The organism is Bacteroides fluxus YIT 12057, assembly GCF_000195635.1.
In the GTDB taxonomy this organism is placed as follows: Bacteria; Bacteroidota; Bacteroidia; order Bacteroidales; family Bacteroidaceae; genus Bacteroides; species Bacteroides fluxus.
Genome location: NZ_GL882689.1, coordinates 161,256 through 180,396, shown reverse-complemented (window position 1 = coordinate 180,396; position 19,141 = coordinate 161,256). Strand labels below are relative to the sequence as shown.

Below are 19,141 nucleotides of genomic sequence, written 5' to 3'. Positions count from 1 at the left end.
TTTTTATTTGTTCCATGCATAATTCAAGTAAGTTATCCACTTAAATAAATTATGCAATGAAAAAAGAACCTAAACCTATCTTAAAGAGTATCTCACGGCTGAAAAGTCTATTTTTGACGGCATGCTTGCTGCTGGCAACCATGCCCGCCTTTTCTCAGACAAAGACTGTGACGGGTACTGTAACCGATGCATCGGGAGCCCCCCTGATCGGAGCATCTGTATTGGTGCAAGGCACCTCAAATGGCGTCATTACCGACATAGACGGTAAATACGCCATTCAGGCAACTCCGGAAAACACATTGGAATTTTCTTATGTAGGAATGCAGAAACAAGCTATCAAAGTCGGCAGCCGGTCGGTAATCGATGTCCGGATGGAGGACGACTCGCAAATGCTGGCAGAGACAGTGGTCATCGGTTACGGCAGCGCCAAGAAGCGTGACCTGACGGGATCCATCACAAACATCAAAGGGGATGAAATAGCCAACAAACCGGTAGTCAATCCGGTATCCGCCCTACAAGGCAAAGTGGCAGGCGTACAGGTAATCAACTCCGGCAAGGCAGGTGCTGACCCGGAAATCCGTGTACGCGGCACAAACTCCATCAACGGTTACAAACCCTTGTATGTAGTCGATGGGCTGTTCAACGACAACATCAACTTCCTGAACCCGCAGGATATCGAGTCTATGGAAATCTTGAAAGACCCGTCCTCGCTTGCCATCTTCGGTGTACGCGGTGCCAATGGCGTCATCATCATCACTACGAAGAAAGCCAAAGAAGGCCAGACGCGCGTAAACATCAACGGCTCATTCGGTTTCAAGGCCATCACGAACAAGATTGCCATGGTAGATGCCGAGGGTTTCAAGACGTTATACAACGAACAGTTGAGGAACGAAGGCAATCCGGAATTCGATTTTACCGACTGGACCGGCAACACCAACTGGCAAGACGAAATCTTCCAGACGGGTTTCATTACCAACAACAACATCAGTATCACCGGAGCTTCTGCCAAGCACAGCTTCTACCTCGGAGCCGGCTATGCCTATGAGCAAGGCAACATCAAAAACGAAAAGTACAGCAAGATCACGCTGAACGTCAGCAATGACTATAAGGTGACGGACAACCTCAAGGTAGGTTTCCAGTTCAACGGCGCGCGCATGTTGCCGGCAGACACCAAAAGTGTCGCCACTGCCTTGCGGGCAGCTCCGGTAGCTCATGTGTTCAACGAAGAATACGGGCTATACACTACCCTGCCGGAGTTCCAGAAGGCCCAGATGAACAATCCGATGGTAGATGTGGAATTAAGGGCCAACACTACGAAAGCCGAAAACTATCGTGCATCCGGCAACGTGTATGGAGAATGGGACTTCCTGAAACATTTCCAGTTCAAGGTGATGTACTCCATGGACTACGGTTCAAACAGTACCCGTAAATATACTCCCGTCATCAAGGTATTCGACAACAACGTAGAAGGCAAAGTAGAAACCTTGGGCGACGGGAAAACCGGTGTAAGCCAGGAGAAACAGACAGAAACAAAAGTACAGAGCGATTACTTGCTGACCTACCAGAATACCTGGGGTGAACACAGCCTGACGGCCACGGCAGGCTTCACTACCTATTATAACAAGCTGGAACTGCTCGGTGCAGCACGCACGCAAGGCGTGGGCCTGGTTATTCCCGACAATCCCGACAAATGGTATGTAAGCATCGGCGATGCGGGTACAGCCACCAACAACAGCACGCAATGGGAGCGCAGCACGGTATCCATGCTGGGACGTATCCTCTACAACTATAAAGGCAGATACCTGTTCAACGGCTCTTTCCGCCGTGACGGTTCTTCCGCTTTCTCCTATACAGGAAACCAATGGCAGAACTTCTACTCGGTAGGTGCCGGCTGGCTGATGAGCGAAGAAGAGTTCATGAAGGACATCACCTGGCTGGACATGTTGAAGTTGAAAGGTTCCTGGGGCACACTGGGTAACCAGAACCTGGACAAGCCTTATCCGGCAGAACCTCTGTTGAGCAATGCCTACTCCGCCGTATTCGGCACTCCGTCCGCCATCTATCCGGGCTATCAGCTTTCTTACCTGCCCAATCCGGACCTGCGTTGGGAAAAGGTAGAAGCATGGGAGATCGGCGCAGAAGCCAACTTCTTCCGCAACCGCCTGCACTTTGAAGGTGTGTATTACAAGAAAACGACCAAGGATCTGCTCGCCGAAGTTCCGGGCATCTCCGGCACGGTACCGGGTATCGGCAACTTGGGTTCCATCGAAAACAAGGGTGTGGAACTTGCCCTCAACTGGCGCGACCAGATTGGTGATTGGGGTTACAGCATCGGCGGTAACTTGACAACTATCAAAAACAAGGTATTGAGCCTTGTACAGGAAGGTTACTCCATTATTGCCGGAGACAAGAGCCAGAGCTACACCATGGCGGGGTACCCCATCGGCTACTTCTACGGCTACAAGGTAGAAGGCGTTTACCAGACCCAGGAAGAGATCAACAGTTCGCCGAAAAATACTTTGGCAACGGTCATCCCAGGTGACTTGAAATTCGTGGATGTAAACGGTGACGGTGAAATCACCACTGCCGACCGTACCATGATCGGTGACCCTACCCCCGACGTAAGCTACGGCATTACCCTTGGCGTAAGCTATAAGAACTGGGATCTGGGCATCGACATGATGGGACAGGCAGGCAACCAGATTTACCGCACTTGGGACAACTACAACTGGAGCCAGTTCAATTTCATGCAGCAGCGCATGGACCGTTGGCACGGCCCCGGTACAAGCAATACCCAACCGTTGCTGAACACCAAACATACCATCAACAACCTGAACTCCGAGTACTACATCGAGGACGGCAGTTTCTTCCGCATCCGCAACCTATCCCTGGCCTACAATTTCGACCAGAAGTTAATTTCAAAAATCGGCATGCAGGCATTGAAGCTTTACGTAAACATCCAGAATCTGAAGACCTGGAAGCATAACACCGGTTACACTCCGGAACTGGGAGGTACGGCTATCGCCTTTGGCGTAGATGACGGCAGCTATCCGATGCCGGCTATCTATACTTTCGGCTTCAACCTAACATTCTGATCTCCCGCCAACCCTATTATTAATCATAGCAAGTATTGAAGACATGAAACTAAGAAACTATATATTATCAACTCTCCTGGCAGGTGCGACAACCTTTGCCTTGACCTCCTGTAATGACTTCCTGGATCGTGACCCGCTGGGCCAGTTCACCGAAGACGACGCCCCCAACGCCCTGGTAGGCGGAAAGATGTACAACGTTTACTACCTGATGCGCAGTTACAATATCACGGCCGGCATCCCTGCATTCATGATTCACATGGTACGCAGCGAGGACTCCGAGAAAGGCAGCAATGCAGGCGACGGTGCAGACAACGCCGCCATGTGGGACGATTTCGAATACACGGCCTCCAACGGGACACTGGGCGCTTACTGGGGACAGAACTATAAGATCATCTATCAATGCAACGAAATCCTGGACGACCTCGAAAAAAGCGAGAACAAAGAAGATACGGAGAACATCCGTACGAAAGGTGAGGCACTGTTCTTCCGCGCCTACTGCTACTTCAATCTGGTACGTGCCTGGGGGGAGGTTCCTTTGGTAACTTTCAAGGTAGTGGAAGCTGCCGACGCCAATGTGCCCAAAACCACCGCCGACAAGATTTACGAGCAGATTGACAAGGACCTGTCCGAAGCCGAGAAATGCCTCCCCCTGACCTGGAGTTCCGACTACACGGGACGTGCAACGTGGGGAGCCGCACGCTCCCTGCATGCACGTACCTATATGATGCGCAACGACTGGGACAATATGTACAATGCGGCCACCGATGTCATCAAGTCGGGTATCTACAACCTGAATACCCCTGTAGATAAGGTGTTTACCGTAGAAGGCGAGAACTGCGGTGAAAGTGTATTCGAGTTGCAATGCGAGGCCACGGATGCCATGAAGGCGGACCTCAGCATCGGCAGCCAGTTCTGCGAGGTACAAGGAGTGCGCGGTGCCGGCGACTGGAACTTAGGCTGGGGCTGGCACATGGGCACCAAGCTGATGGGTACAGCCTTCGAAGCCGGCGACCCGCGTAAAGACGCCACCTTGCTCTATTTCCGTAGAAGCGTGGACGACCCCATCACGCCGGAGAACACGAACAAACCTTACGGGGAATCTCCGGTTTCCACCGCTATGGGAGCCTACTTCAACAAGAAAGCCTATACTGAGCCGGAACTGCGCAAGAAATATACCAAAGCCGGCTTCTGGGTAAACATCCGCCTCATCCGTTATCCGGACGTATTGTTGATGGGCGCTGAAGCTGCCAACGAAAAAGGGCTGCCCGCCGAAGCCCTCGGCTATCTGGAACAGGTGCGTGCACATGCCCGTGGCACCTTGACAGATGTCCTGCCCAAAGTAACCACTACCAACCAAAGCGAACTGCGGGATGCCATCCGCCATGAACGCCGCGTAGAACTTGGCCTGGAACCCGACCGTTTCTACGACCTTGTACGCTGGGGCATTGCCAAGGAAGTACTCCAGGCCGCCGGAAAGAACTACCAGGACAAGAATGCCCTGTTGCCGCTGCCGCAAACAGAAATCGACAAGTCCAACGGAGTATTGGTGCAGAATCCTAATTATTAGGGAACCGTGCCGAAAAGATGCACGGGAATTCCGGGCAATGAGCCCACATACATGCTATAGAGAAGCGGGATGCCTGTAAAGGTGAACCGGATTGACTATACGACAGAGATATCATTAAAGGAGGTGTGTTAAACTGATAAAAGAACGCAAATTACACAAATTACGCAAAAAAAGCGAATCTGATAATCGCTGACTATCAGGAGTCATTAAAAAGCAGGGGTTGTGTAATTTGTGTTATTTGTGTTCTAAATCTTTATTTTGACACACCTGCTTTAATATAGTATTGAAAGCCTTTTAATGACAGATCGATAAAGGAAAGGATGTGGCAGAATCGGCAAAAGAAGTATCTACCTAAAGCACAAGATATTACATGCAGTTGAGTAGTAAAAGAGTAGTTCCTTATCTGTTAAAAATCAAGGATATGTATTGTTGATGAATGTCTTTTTTACCCTCCGTTTATCGGAATACATACATTTGCGACAAAGTTGAATTCAAGTACTGCGCAGAACTTAAGAATTATTAAACGAGTTATCCACTAAAAAAAATTTAATGCAATGAAGAGTAAAGCACATCTTCTTAAAAGAGCTATCCGGCTCAAGAGTCTATTCTTGATGGCATGCCTGTTATTGGCAACGATGCCGGCATTCTCCCAGACGAAAACAGTGACAGGTACCATAACCGATACGGCAGGTGACGCTCTAATTGGCGTATCCATCCTTGTAAAAGACAGCAATAACGGTGTTGTAACTGATCTGGACGGGAAATACACACTAAACAATGTACCGGAAAATGCAACACTCATTATAAGCTATATAGGGATGTTGACCCAAGAGGTAAAAGTAAACGGGCAGTCCATTGTCAATGTCACACTGAAAGAAGACTCGCAGCAGTTGGAAGAAGTGGTCGTAATCGGTTACGGTGCAGCCAAGGCCAAGGATTTGACCGCACCCATTACCGTCGTTAAAGGCGAGGCATTGACTGCCGTACCTTCTACTACGCCCATGGCAGCCCTGCAAGGCAAAGTCCCCGGTGTAAATATCGTAAACAATGGCGCCCCGGGCGAAGGACCTACCGTACAAATCCGTGGTATCGGGTCATTCTCCAACAGTAAACCGCTGTTCGTTGTAGATGGCATGTTCTACGACAATATCAACTTCCTGAACAATGCAGACATCCAGGAAATGTCTATCTTGAAAGATGCGTCGGCTGCCGCAATCTATGGAGTACGCGCCGCAAACGGTGTAGTGCTTATCACTACCAAGAAAGGTTCACGCAATCAAAAAGCCAAAATTTCCTACGATGGTTATGTAGGTATTCAAAAAGCATCCAATGTACTGGAACTCTGTAATGCCCATGAATATGCGACCATGCTCCTTGAAGGGAATTATGATGCCTATCAGTCACATTTCAAACAGTCCATCGACAAATATGGCGGCAGCTATGCCGACCCGGATTTCCACAATTGGACTTTCGGAGCAGACAACGACTGGTATGACCACCTCTTGCGCACCGCTGCCATCACAAACCACAGTTTGAACATTAATGGCGGTTCCGAAAAGGCCGTTTATTCCGTCGGCGCAAGTTATCTGTACCAAGATGGTATCATGGACGTTGACAACAACTACAAGCGTATGAACTTCCGCGGTTCTGTCGATTATGACGCGACCGACTGGTTGAAGGTCGGATTCAACGGTGTATTCAGCAACTCCACCCAACAAGTGCCCAACAACCAAGCTTGGCAAAAGGCCTTCAACTGCCCTCCTATCGTGGCACTCTACGATGAAAATAACGACAAGGGATTCCCCGACAAATTCGGTTCTCCAGATGCAATCGGCTATAGCTCAAATTTCTATAACCCTGTTGCCACCGCCAAATATTTCGATTCAAGCAAGGAAAATTATCAAGTATTGAGCAATTTCTACGCACAGATCGACTTTATTCCCAGCAAGCTGAATTTCAAGACCAACTATTCTTATAGTTTTCTCTCCACCCAAGGCCGCGAATTCACTCCGAAATATTATGTAAGCAGCTGGCAGCAATCAGCCACCACACAGCTTACAAAAAACGAAAACAAATATTACAATTATATCTGGGACAACACCCTTACTTACAATGACCAATGGGGCAAACACCGGTTCGGTGCCATGGCAGGCTACTCCATGCGCCAGGAACAATGGCGCATGTTCGAGGGCAAGGCAAGCAATGTCCCTGACGGAGCAGACGAATACTGGTATATCAAGAACGGTGACGCCGCAGGTGCTACCGTAAAAGATGACGGCTACTGCTACAGAGGCATTTCTTACTTCGCACGTCTGAACTATAACTACGCAGACAAATATCTGTTGATGTTTACCATGCGTGCCGACGGTTCCAGCAAATACCAGGAACACTGGGGGTATTTCCCTTCAGTAGGTGCCGCCTGGGTTTTGTCGGAAGAATCATTCCTGAAGAACCAAAAATGGATTGACTTCCTGAAACTGCGTGCAAGTTGGGGCAAACTGGGTAACGACCAAGTGGCTGCGAGTGACGGCTTTGCTTCGATCTCTACCGGCAACGATGCATCCGGCGTATTTGGCGACGCCACAATCCCCGGTTACCAGAACAATACCTATTTCAGCTGGCTGAAATGGGAAGTGGTCGAGGAGTGGAACGCCGGCATCAACTTCGTCACTCTTGACAACCGCCTGAACATTGACGTGGATTACTACCACCGTATGACGAACAATGCCGTGATTGCCCCGCTGCTTCCTTTCAGCACTACCACCCTTGCCGGTAACTACGGTAAGATTCTCAACTCCGGTATTGACGTAAGCGCCAACTGGAACGACAGGATAGGACAAGACTTTTCTTACAGCATCGGCGTGAATATCTCTACTTTAAGAAACCGTGTGAAAGATTTGAATGGCAACAGTATCATCAGAGGCGGCAAGACCGTCAACATCGTCGGCAAGGAAATGAATTCATTCTATGGTTTCAAAATGATCGGTGTCTATCAGACCGAAGAAGAAATTGCCGCTGATCCGATTGCCGTAGCCAACGGCTGCGTACCGGGCGACCTGAAATACGCCGACCTCGACGGAAACAAGGTTCTAGACGGAAACGACCGTACTACATTAGGTTCTTATATCCCTAACTTCACTTACGGTATCAACCTCGGCCTTAATTACAAGAATCTTGACTTCCAGTTGACAACCTACGGACAGGCCGGCGCCCAGATGTTCAACCGCAAACGTGCACTCCGCTACTCTTCCCAGAACTACAACTTCGACCGTGCCCAGTACGAGGACCGTTGGACAGGACCGGGTTCCACCAACTCCAATCCGTCGGCAGCCGCCCTACTGAAATCCTGGAATGTAAGCGACCAGAAATATAGTTCTTACTTCGTGGAAAGCGCTGACTATTTCCGCATTCAAAACATCACGCTGGGCTATACATTCCGTAATGTCAAGTTTGGTAACTATACCATGCCGGGCTTGCGTCTGAGCTTGACTGCCGACCGTCCTTTCACAACCTTCAAGGCCAACGCATTCAGTCCTGAATTGTCCGACAGCCAAGGTTGGGATACAGAGGTATATCCTTTGACGTCAACTTACACATTAGGCTTGAAAATTGATTTCTAAAAAATAACCCCTTAATAATTTAGAACTAATGAAAGCATTCATAAGACCCTTTATATATATAGTGTCCGCCTTGATGGCGTTTTCATTCGCATCCTGCAATGATTTCCTGGACAAAGAGCCCGAAGGCAAAGTTCCTGAAGAAAAAGTAGATTACACCAATATCAGCAATATGTACCAGCCTGTATCAGGTGTATATGCCAAAATACGCACCAGCGGTTTACACTGGGTAATCTGGGAAATTACTACCATCCGTGACCAGGATGTATTCAGCGGCCAATGGAATGGCAGTGACTATTATAATTTGAGTGAATATAAGTACAATGACTCATTCTGGGGCATCAATGAATTGTGGATGCAATACTACAATATCATCAAAACCGCCAATGCGGCCATTGAATCATTGGACTTATACGCCGAGAATATCACCAACGACAGCGATATGAAGAATTATAAAGCATATCGCGGTGAGGTGATGTTCATGCGCGCTTATGCTTATTACCGCCTGGTCCAAGCATTTGGAGCGGTTACGATTCTCCGCGACAACAACCAGACTGATTTGAGCCGCTCCACCGCCAATGCAGTAAACAGATATGCATTGGAAGATTTACAGTACGGTATTGAGAATATGCCCCGCATCCGTCCCAACCAAAGTGAGCACAAAGGGGCCGTCACGGCTTTCTCCGCTGAAATGTTAGCCGCTAAAATCCATCTGAACATGGGCAACTATGCCAAAGTGGAAGAACTCACGGACGACATCATCGAGCATGGCAACTTCTCACTCTATCCGGATTTCTACCAATTATTCAAAATTCCGGGAAAACTCTGTGACGAATCCATCTTCGAAAGTCAAATGACTGACTTCGGCAATGGCTCCGGTGATTTAATCGATCCGGGAGAATGGTTTACCTGCCAAGGACCCCAAAATTCCGGCAGCAACATCAACGGCTGGGGAGACTGCGGCATCTTGAAGTCTTTCCGTGACTGGGCGTATAATCGTGGAGAAACAATACGTGCCACAACTTCCTTCCTGATGGCAGACTCAACAACCCCCGACGGCGATTATATCAAGCCGCAAACAAACCCAACGAATACAGACTGCTGGAACGGCAAGGCCTACACTCCGCTAAATCAGCTGACTCCCGGCCGCACCAAATACGGTACCAATAACAACGTCCGCATTTTCCGCTATGCCGATGTTCTCCTGATGAATGCCGAAGCTAAAATCAAGAACGGGAAAAACGGCGACGCGCCATTCAATGAAGTAAGAAGACGCGCCAAAATGCCTGAACTGACAAATGTAACTTTTGAACAAGTTATAGACGAACGCCGCATGGAACTAGTCTGTGAATGGGGTGAACGTTATAACGACCTTGTACGTACAGGACTGGCAAAAACAGAATTGAAAGGCTGGTCGGAAGACAAGGCTCTCTTGCCATTGCCCTTCAACCAATATACCCAAATCCCAGATTTACTGAAAGAGCCGAAGGATGAATAAAATCCCATGAACAAATTAAGCTTTCGCAGGTTAATGATACTGGCATACTTAATTGTATGAGGTTATCATTAACTTGCGAAACTTAAATAAATACCCTAACAGAACATATCATGAAGAAAGTTTTCAGAAAAACAAGTCTGTTGCTGGCTGCCGTCCTAATGGGAAGCACCGGCGTACAGGCGCAAAAATCTCCGCAGGACATGGACCGCTTCATCGACGCACTGATGAAGAAAATGACCGTGGAGGAAAAAATCGGGCAGCTGAACCTGCCCGTCACCGGAGAAATCACTACCGGACAAGCCAAAAGCAGCGACGTGGCCAAGAAGATTGAACAAGGACTTGTAGGAGGACTTTTCAACCTGAAAGGAGTGGCGAAGATACGCGACGTGCAGAAACTCGCAGTGGAGAACTCACGGCTGGGCATCCCGCTGCTGTTCGGAATGGACGTGATACATGGTTACGAGACCATATTCCCCATCCCGTTAGGGTTATCCTGCACATGGGACATGGAAGCCATCCGGAAGTCGGCACGCATCGCAGCAGTAGAGGCAAGCGCGGACGGTATATCCTGGACATTCAGCCCGATGGTGGACATCAGCCGGGATCCGCGTTGGGGACGTGTCAGCGAAGGTAACGGAGAAGACCCTTTCCTGGGAGGTGCCATAGCCAAGGCGATGGTATCGGGATATCAGGGAGACAACCTGGACAACCAACTGAAACGGAACGATGAAATCATGGCCTGCGTCAAGCACTTCGCACTCTATGGAGCCGGAGAGGCAGGACGTGACTACAACACCGTGGATATGAGCCGTAACCGTATGTTCAACGAGTATCTGTATCCTTACCAAGCGGCGGTTGACGCAGGCGTAGGCAGTGTGATGGCCTCCTTCAACGAAGTGGACGGCGTGCCCGCCACCGCCAACAAATGGCTCATGACTGACGTATTGCGCAAGCAATGGGGATTCGACGGATTCGTAGTGACAGACTTTACCGGAATCGCAGAGATGGTGGCACATGGCATCGGTGACTTGCAAACCGTTTCTGCCCGTGCCCTCGACGCAGGTGTCGATATGGATATGGTCAGCGAAGGATTTGTAGGAACCATCAAGAAATCCATCGATGAGGGCAAGGTCAGCATGGAAACCCTGAATACTGCCTGCCGTCGCATCCTTGAGGCAAAATACAAGCTCGGGCTGTTTGACGACCCCTATAAATATTGCGACTTGAGCAGACCGGCACGCGACATCTTCACCAAAGAGCACCGTGACGCCGCACGCAAGATTGCAAGCGAGAGCTTCGTTCTTCTGAAGAATGAACCGGCAAAAGCAGGACAGGCTCCCCTGCTGCCCCTGCAGAAAAAGGGAACAGTAGCAGTCATCGGCCCTCTGGCAAATACAAGAAGCAACATGCCGGGAACATGGAGTGTGGCGGCAAGGCTCAACGATTATCCTTCCTTATATGAAGGCCTGAAAGAGATGATGGCAGGAAAGGTCAGCGTCACTTACGCCAAAGGAAGCAACCTGATTGGAGATGCCGCATACGAAGAACGGGCTACCCTGTTCGGAAGATCCCTGAACAGGGATAACCGTACCGACAAGGAAATGCTCGAGGAAGCGTTGAAGGTGGCAGCAGGAGCGGATATTATCGTAGCAGCCCTCGGAGAATCTTCAGAGATGAGTGGAGAAAGCTCAAGCCGTACAGACTTGAACATCCCCGACGTGCAGCGTACCCTGCTGGAGGCATTGCTGAAAACCGGAAAACCGGTAGTGCTGACTCTGTTCACAGGACGACCGTTGACATTGACCTGGGAACAGGAAAACGTGCCGGCCATACTGAACGTATGGTTCGGGGGAAGCGAAGCCGCTTATGCCATAGGGGACGTACTCTTCGGAGATGTGAACCCAAGCGGTAAACTGACCATGACATTCCCTAAGAATGTAGGACAGATTCCTTTGTTCTACAACCACAAGAACACAGGCCGTCCCCTGCAGGAAGGCAAATGGTTCGAGAAATTCCGCAGCAACTACCTGGATGTTGACAACGAACCGCTGTACCCGTTCGGATACGGGCTGTCATACACCACTTTCCGGTTCAGTGAGGTTACACTGAGCAGCCAGACAATGGGACAGGACGGCACGGTTGACGCTACGGTTACCGTTACCAATACCGGAAAGCGTGACGGTGCGGAAGTGGTACAGCTCTACATACGCGACCTGGTAGGAAGCATCACCCGTCCGGTCAAAGAACTGAAAGGATTTGAGAAAATATTCCTCAAGGCGGGTGAAAGCAAGACAGTGACCTTCAAAATAACACCGGAACTGCTGCGCTTCTACGACTACAACCTCAATCGGGTAGCCGAGCCGGGAGACTTTGACGTGATGATAGGCGGAAACAGCCAGCTTGTAAAGTCTGCACGCCTGACACTGAGATAATACTTGATAAATAGTTAGAAAGCATGAAATACACAACTTTTTTTCTTTGCGCCTGCAGCATTTTGCTCCTTGGCAGTTGTAAAAACCAACCTGCACAGAACGGACAGCCTCTGGAAGTGATGACCTTCAATATCCGCCTGGATGCTCCTTCAGACAGTGCCAACAACTGGAAATACCGGAAAGACAATGCCTGCAAGATGATTGCCTACTACCAGCCTGACTTACTGGGAATGCAGGAAGTATGCCATAACCAGATGGAAGACCTCAAACAGGGACTTCCTCAATACACCGCACTCGGTGTGGGACGTGACGACGGTAAAGAAGCCGGTGAATATTGCCCGGTTTTCTTCAAGACGGACCGCTTTACACTTGTAGAGTATGGTAACTTCTCCTTAAGCGAACATCCCGACACCATCGGAATAAAAGGTTGGGATGCCTCCTATAACCGTGTCACTACCTGGGCGGTATTGCAAGAAAAAAGCAACGGGAAGAAATTTGTGTATTTCAACACTCACTTGGACAATGACGGTAAGATAGCCCGCAAGGAAGGTGTACAGCTCATCCTGAATAAAATCAAGGAAATCGCTCCGGATGTACCTGCCATCATTACAGGTGATTTCAACTGCGAGCCTGACGAAGAGCCTCTGCAAATACTGGAAAAAGGCGGAATGCAGAATACATCCGAAACAGCCGGTATAACCTATGGACCGTCATGGTCTTTCCACGATTTCGGCCGTATCCCCCTGGACGAACGTGTATTGATAGATTATGTATTCGTTACCGACGGCGCGAAAGTGAACCGCTACCGTGTCATCCAAGATGCACCGGAGAATGGTTTCCTTTCCGACCACTGTCCGGTACTTGTCAATTTAACTCTTCAATAAATATAGATATGACTCTTAAACATAGCTTTTTATTAGTATGCCTGCTATTGGGATTCACCCAATGCAAAAGTCCCGGCAAACAGGAACAAAGTCAGCTAAGCGATGACGCCCTGCTGGATACCGTACAGAGAAGAACCTTCAACTACTTCTGGGAAGGCGCGGAACCCAACAGCGGACTGGCACGGGAAAGAATCCACATGGACGGTATCTATCCGGAAAAAGACCAGAATGTAGTTACTTCCGGAGGCAGCGGATTCGGAATCATGGCCATACTGGCAGGGATAGACAGAGGATATGTCACCCCTGAGGAGGGTCTGCAACGCATGGAAAAGATAGTGAACTTCCTGGAAACATGCGACCGCTTTCATGGGGCATACCCCCACTGGTGGTACGGAGAAACCGGAAAGGTCAAACCCTTCGGACAGAAGGACAACGGCGGAGACCTGGTAGAGACCGCCTTCATCATGCAGGCACTGCTGGCGGTACACCAGTACTACGTCAACGGAAATCAACGGGAACAGGCACTCGCGGCACGGATAGACAAACTCTGGCGGGAGGTGGACTGGAATTTCTACAGGCAGAATGACAAGAATGTACTCTACTGGCACTGGAGTCCGGAATATGCCTGGGAAATGGACTTCCCGGTACGCGGATACAACGAATGCCTCATCATGTATATCATGGCGGCAGCATCGCCGACTCACGGAGTACCTTCCGCCGTTTACCACGAGGGATGGGCACAAAACGGAGAAATCGTACAGCCCCATAAGGTAGAAGGTATAGAACTGAATCTGCGCTATCAGGGAACGGAGGCAGGACCACTCTTCTGGGCGCAATATTCCTTCTTGGGACTGAATCCTACCGGACTGAAGGATGAATACTGCACCGACTATTTCAATGAAATGCGCAACCTCACACTGGTGAACCGGGCTTACTGCGTACGAAACCCCAAACATTACAAAGGATTCGGACCCGATTGCTGGGGACTGACAGCCAGCTACTCGGTAAACGGATATGCAGCCCACTCCCCAAACGAACGGGATGACCTGGGAGTCATATCACCTACCGCGGCACTGTCATCCATTGTCTATACGCCGGAACAGTCCCTGCAAGTCATGAGGCATCTCTATGAAATGGGAGACAAGGTCTTCGGCCCTTACGGATTCTACGACGCTTTCAGCGAAACGGACAACTGGTATCCGCAAAGGTATCTTGCCATAGACCAGGGTCCCATAGCGGTCATGATTGAAAACTACCGGACCGGACTCTTATGGAAACTGTTCATGAGTCATCCCGACGTAAAGAACGGACTCGCCAAATTAGGATTTTCAATAGGTAATAAATAATAGTGACACAAAGAAGCCCCCTCAAAAACTACAGTAGCTTTTGAGGGGGCTTTTATAAAGAGAATGTTAATTGCCTCCAGCGCCTTGGGCACCTTCACCGCCACCTTTCACATCATCGTTGTTGATAGAACGTACGGCTTTCTTCACACTGGCCTTCAATTCGCCTATGCGATAGCTGATACTCATACCAAACGAGCGGTTGGGATAACGACTCTTATTGGTAGAATAAAAATTATCACCGAAGGTCGTACTGTCAAAATTGATATACTTAGAGAACAAGTTTGAACCATAAACACTCACAGTCAAACGGTCTTTAAGAAACGAACGGTTCACGCTAAGACTATAATAAGAGTAGCCACTGCCCTTTCCCTGCAGAGAGATATAAGGCGTACTTCCCCCGGCATTCAGACTGGCGCGCAATTTCCATGGGAAAGTATGCTGGATACCACCATACATAGACCCTTGCCAACCACTGTTATGCAAATTCTGGGAGGGACTTCTAAGATCCGAATAACTACCGCGGCCATTAATGTAAATGCGTGTCTTGGGTGATGCGTTCCAGTTAAGATACAAGCTTAAATTCGTATTACGGCTTTTGCCTATATTTTCATACGTAGTATAAAGGGCACCTTCGGGAGCAAAGTGTGTCTTGTCCGGTCCGAAGTACTCGCCATCCTTCCCTATCAAACGGCTCACACTTTCTATTCCGCTATTGTTGAACGAGTGGCGTAGCGATACATTCACGTTAAACTTAGAGGTGAAGCTACTGTAGCTCAAATTGAACGCATGACTCTTCTCACTCTCCAGTTCCGAGTTACCCTGTCTGATAGCCATGGGGTTGCGGTCATCAAAGTAAGGATTCAGATACCATATTCCGGGACGGTAAATACGCATGTCATATCCTCCACGCAATGTCTGTGTCTTGCCCAATTTAATGCCCAAGGATACGGAAGGAACCAAATCGTTATAATCTACCTTAAAATCTTCTCCCGCACCGACAATATAACGCACATCCTGTGCCGTGTGCTCAAAGCGTAGGCCCGGCTTGAAAGTGAAATCTTTGTAACGTAACGTATAACCCAGATAAGCAGCCAAGATATCATTCAGATGCTCATAATTGCTGCTCCGGTTCTCATTATACACATAATCACCGTTTCCGTCACTGCTCTTATCTTCCTCGAAACTATTTTCGCTGACATTATTGCGGATAATATACTTCAAACCAGTCTCTATGGTATGCAACTTGCCGATAGGCGTTGTATAGTCGGCCTGGAAAGTGTGCTCTGTCGTGTTGGTCTTGCCAAAAGTATGCGAGTTATAGAGCTGGAATACTTCGGGCACCTGATAACGGTCCAGATAGCGGTTGTAGTTGTCACTCTCCTGCGGCTGGGTGTTGATCTTATAAGAAAGAGTAAACATACGATTCTTGTTCTTTTTTGAAACACGCTGATAATCAATATTACCGCGTATAGAGTACCATGAACCGTCACCCTGCGTCAAAGTACGATAACTGTAGGCTGTCTTGTCATGCGCCGCATTCCACATCTCGGTGTTACCCTCCGCATCATTGTCGTTTCCACCGCCATACATGCCTATGGACATGGTAATGAGCCTCAAGGTATCAATTTCATAACTTGCCTCCAAGTTACCATGTTGGAACTGCCCGCTATAATCTGACGTATTGGTGGATTCCAGATACTTCTGATCAACAGACTCATAATCTTCACGATAACCTTCCGAATAGCTGGCAGGCTGATTATTGTAGCTGTAATTGTAATTGCCCGTCAGCGTCAGCTTACCTTGTTTGATGGTAGCGTAGGCGCCGCCGCCCAATCCCATATTACTGGCCCGCGCGCTGAAAGTGGCAGTATATCCTTCGAACCCGCTGCCGACGGTTACAATATTGAGAATACCTCCCACGCCTTCGGCATCATACTTCGCTCCCGGGGAGGTAATCACTTCTATATACTTAATAGTATTGGCAGGCATGCTTTTAAGTACCTCTTTCGGATTATTGCTCATCATGTTGTTGGGCTTTCCGTTGACATGTATCTTAAAGCTGCTGCTTCCGTTTACCTGAATATTATCTTCTCCATCTACCGTTACCAACGGGACTTTACGAAGCATCTCTATGACAGAGTTTGTCTTGGAGTCCGGATCATCTTCAATATTATATTCAATCTTGTCCACATCCACTTTTACCAAAGGTTTCTGTGCCACAATCTCAACCTGCCCCAGTTCTTTGGAGGCATCTGTAATATACAGCGTCCCGAAGTCCACCAGCTTTTCACCCGGCTTTACAGAGAAGTCCTTCACAATACTGTTACGACCGACAGAAGTGATGGTCATTATAAAATCACCCGAACCGGACATCTTCTCCTGGAACTTGCCTTTCATGTCCGTTACCAACATCTTCAAGGGGCGTGCGGGAGCTTGTTTCTTCACGATTCTAATTGTGGCATAAGGCTCACCCTCTTGAGTAAGCGAGTCAAGCAAGACTCCTTTGATTTGGAAAGAAGTAGTTGCCGTGTTTTGTGCTACTGCCAGCCCGGATACCAAAAGCATCCACAGCAGCACGGTCCATTTAATTCTCATTGCGTTTTTCGATTTAGTGACTATTCTTAATTATTGTCTTGGTATTAGACGTTTTTCATTCGTGATTTGTCACAATGAATTCGACAAAAATAGCTTCTTTTCCGACACTTACGAGAGTTTCGGAGTTAAAAAAGCAAAAAGAAGATGATTTATAAGAAGTAAAAGAAGAGTAACAAACAAATATTAATCACAATCACACAGCCAAATCCTCCCAGTATCCATGGGCGCAAAGGGCTCTTTCCACCGGCAAAAAACAGCGCATAGCACATGTTTACCGCTATATTGCTGACAATGGCCTGCATGCTGCAAGCCGCAATAACCAGCACAGCCACATTATTTGTTCCTTGCAGCAGATTCAATATAAAAGGAGTGATATCACTGAAGCCTGACACAAAGGACAAAAGGTTAAGTCCCCCCGTACCTGCATACACCAGCGTATAATGTGTCAAGATAGTAAATACGACAAACAGCATGGCAAAAATCAATGCGACTTTAAATTCCAACGGGTTGCTGCTGTCTTCCTCTTCATCTATTGGCCCGACATTATCCATCCGTTTACGCTTGCTGTGCAGAAACCATGCCACACCTGCCGACACCACCGACATAACCAACAGGTAAGGATAAATGGCCGACAGAGTCTCCGCACTGAAAATACCGATAAGTATCAGAAAGCGCAGAAACATCATGCTCACCGCCAACAACATGGCAGCAGCATATTCAGGAGCTTCCTGAGCTGAAGCCTTGCGGCTTTTCCGCGCCAATACGGAAATGGTAGCCGTACTGCTATATAAGCCTCCCACTATACCCGACACCAAGATACCGGACTCACGGAATACATACCGCCTCAGCAAATAAGAAAGATAAGAAATGCCGGACACAACCACCGTCGCCAACCAGATGCTATACGGTGTAAGGTTGATACCGGGAATCAGATTTTCATTAGGCAGCATCGGAAGGATGATGCCACTGATGGCGAGAAACTTGGCAAGCGTAATCATCTCATCATTCTTCATACGCTGTGCCAGCTCTGTAAATGTATGCTTCAATTCCGTAAAAAGCAATACGGTCACAATCACCATCACATAAAACCATGAAGGTTGTGTGGCGACAATCGGCGCAATGCAATATGTGATGAGTGCAATGATAATGGTAGTAACACCGAACACATGGAACTGTGCTTGCTTTACGTAATAGTTAAGTCCCAACAGCAATCCCAATATGGCACCTCCCCCCATAAAAAGACGGTACTCCAGCGGATCCAGAATATAAAGCAAGTATCCCAGGATGCCAATGAAAGTAAAGGTGCGGTCTGTACCGAAAAGCGTAGTCTCCCCTTCGCGCTTCAAGCTTATTTTCCGCTGTGAAAGCCCGATGAGTAAAGAGAAAACGGTTACCAGGATAAAAGTAACCAGCTCTCTCGGCAGATAGTCGTAAAGTTGTTCCATTTACAATTTAACAATTATAGAATGCAAATGGTTTACTCCCAAGTATTGAAAGGATGTTTCATCAACTGAGAATTGTAGTAACGAATGTCCCCTGTTACCTCCCGGCCGATAAAAGCAGGCTTTTCGAAAGGCTCGTCTTCTGATGCAAGTTCTACTTCGGCCACTACCAGCCCGTCATTCCCGCCATAGAATTCATCCACTTCAAAAACATGTTTCCCGCTACGTACCAGATAGCGGGTCTTATCTATAATGCCCGGTTCACATATCCGCATCAATTCCTCCGCTTCATTCAAGGGAATTTCCTTTTCCCACTCATAACGGCTGGTACCCGATTCATTGGAAGCACCTTTAATAGTGAGATAACCCTTGTCGTCACGGATACGCACCCTCACAGTCCGTCCTCGCGCACTGCTGATGTATCCTTGCACTATATGGTTCTGTGCATACGCTTGTGACTTATATTCTCCTGTCACAAGGAATTTACGTTCTATTTCTTGCGGCATTATTCCATTCAATTACCAAAAGGAATAAGCTACGAACATGGCAACTACCAGGATTAAAGCTGAAATACCGATAATTACCAACACTTTCTTAGCTTGTTTTTCTTCTTCCCGGCTATGTTTTACTTTCTTTTTATTCTTTCCCATAGTGTTTCTGACAGT

General features: G+C 48.3%; 11 protein-coding genes. 7 read left to right on the top strand and 4 right to left on the bottom strand.

Annotated features, from left to right (window positions below):
* Positions 1–56 precede the first annotated feature (56 nt).
* The 7 genes from HMPREF9446_RS14540 (at position 57) to HMPREF9446_RS14510 (ending at position 14,439) form a co-directional block, all read left to right on the top strand.
* Entirely contained in the window at positions 57–3,095 is a 3,039-nt protein-coding gene (locus HMPREF9446_RS14540) for a SusC/RagA family TonB-linked outer membrane protein (protein ID WP_009126480.1), read from the top strand.
* A gap of 43 nt (positions 3,096–3,138) precedes the next feature.
* Entirely contained in the window at positions 3,139–4,662 is a 1,524-nt protein-coding gene (locus HMPREF9446_RS14535; RefSeq protein WP_009126479.1) for a RagB/SusD family nutrient uptake outer membrane protein, read from the top strand.
* Between the two features lie 554 nt (positions 4,663–5,216).
* Positions 5,217–8,282, top strand: a complete 3,066-nt coding sequence (locus HMPREF9446_RS14530) for a SusC/RagA family TonB-linked outer membrane protein (RefSeq protein WP_009126478.1) — start codon at positions 5,217–5,219, stop codon at positions 8,280–8,282.
* Positions 8,283–8,310: 28 nt separating this feature from the next.
* A complete protein-coding gene (locus tag HMPREF9446_RS14525) occupies positions 8,311–9,777 on the top strand; it encodes a RagB/SusD family nutrient uptake outer membrane protein (protein ID WP_009126477.1) in 1,467 nt (488 codons plus the stop codon).
* A 110-nt stretch (positions 9,778–9,887) separates the two neighbouring features.
* A complete protein-coding gene (bglX, locus tag HMPREF9446_RS14520; RefSeq protein ID WP_009126476.1) occupies positions 9,888–12,209 on the top strand; it encodes a beta-glucosidase BglX in 2,322 nt (773 codons plus the stop codon).
* A gap of 23 nt (positions 12,210–12,232) precedes the next feature.
* Positions 12,233–13,093: an endonuclease/exonuclease/phosphatase family protein gene (locus tag HMPREF9446_RS14515; protein ID WP_009126475.1), complete on the top strand. Its 861-nt coding sequence runs from the start codon at positions 12,233–12,235 to the stop codon at positions 13,091–13,093.
* A gap of 8 nt (positions 13,094–13,101) precedes the next feature.
* Positions 13,102–14,439: a glucoamylase family protein gene (locus HMPREF9446_RS14510; protein WP_009126474.1), complete on the top strand. Its 1,338-nt coding sequence runs from the start codon at positions 13,102–13,104 to the stop codon at positions 14,437–14,439.
* A 66-nt stretch (positions 14,440–14,505) separates the two neighbouring features.
* Here HMPREF9446_RS14510 and HMPREF9446_RS14505 read toward each other — a convergent pair whose 3' ends face one another.
* From HMPREF9446_RS14505 to HMPREF9446_RS19325, 4 genes are all read right to left on the bottom strand, one after another.
* Positions 14,506–17,034, bottom strand: a complete 2,529-nt coding sequence (locus HMPREF9446_RS14505) for an outer membrane beta-barrel family protein (RefSeq protein WP_009126473.1) — start codon at positions 17,032–17,034, stop codon at positions 14,506–14,508.
* Between the two features lie 149 nt (positions 17,035–17,183).
* Entirely contained in the window at positions 17,184–18,479 is a 1,296-nt protein-coding gene (locus HMPREF9446_RS14500) for an MgtC/SapB family protein (protein WP_009126471.1), read from the bottom strand.
* A gap of 32 nt (positions 18,480–18,511) precedes the next feature.
* On the bottom strand, positions 18,512–18,982 hold the full coding sequence (locus tag HMPREF9446_RS14495; RefSeq protein ID WP_009126470.1) for a CYTH domain-containing protein: 471 nt from the start codon (positions 18,980–18,982) through the stop codon (positions 18,512–18,514).
* Between the two features lie 12 nt (positions 18,983–18,994).
* Complete coding sequence (locus HMPREF9446_RS19325) at positions 18,995–19,126, bottom strand: hypothetical protein (RefSeq protein ID WP_009126469.1); 132 nt, start codon at positions 19,124–19,126, stop codon at positions 18,995–18,997.
* Positions 19,127–19,141: the final 15 nt, after the last annotated feature.

Excerpts from the sequence above, each read along its gene's own strand:
- HMPREF9446_RS14540 (WP_009126480.1), top strand. The coding sequence starts at position 57 with ATGAAAAAAGAACCTAAACCTATCTTAAAGAGTATCTCACGGCTGAAA.
- HMPREF9446_RS14535 (WP_009126479.1), top strand. The coding sequence starts at position 3,139 with ATGAAACTAAGAAACTATATATTATCAACTCTCCTGGCAGGTGCGACA.
- HMPREF9446_RS14530 (WP_009126478.1), top strand. The coding sequence starts at position 5,217 with ATGAAGAGTAAAGCACATCTTCTTAAAAGAGCTATCCGGCTCAAGAGT.
- HMPREF9446_RS14525 (WP_009126477.1), top strand. The coding sequence starts at position 8,311 with ATGAAAGCATTCATAAGACCCTTTATATATATAGTGTCCGCCTTGATG.
- bglX (WP_009126476.1), top strand. The coding sequence starts at position 9,888 with ATGAAGAAAGTTTTCAGAAAAACAAGTCTGTTGCTGGCTGCCGTCCTA.
- HMPREF9446_RS14515 (WP_009126475.1), top strand. The coding sequence starts at position 12,233 with ATGAAATACACAACTTTTTTTCTTTGCGCCTGCAGCATTTTGCTCCTT.
- HMPREF9446_RS14510 (WP_009126474.1), top strand. The coding sequence starts at position 13,102 with ATGACTCTTAAACATAGCTTTTTATTAGTATGCCTGCTATTGGGATTC.
- HMPREF9446_RS14505 (WP_009126473.1), bottom strand. The coding sequence starts at position 17,034 with ATGAGAATTAAATGGACCGTGCTGCTGTGGATGCTTTTGGTATCCGGG.
- HMPREF9446_RS14500 (WP_009126471.1), bottom strand. The coding sequence starts at position 18,479 with ATGGAACAACTTTACGACTATCTGCCGAGAGAGCTGGTTACTTTTATC.
- HMPREF9446_RS14495 (WP_009126470.1), bottom strand. The coding sequence starts at position 18,982 with ATGCCGCAAGAAATAGAACGTAAATTCCTTGTGACAGGAGAATATAAG.
- HMPREF9446_RS19325 (WP_009126469.1), bottom strand. The coding sequence starts at position 19,126 with ATGGGAAAGAATAAAAAGAAAGTAAAACATAGCCGGGAAGAAGAAAAA.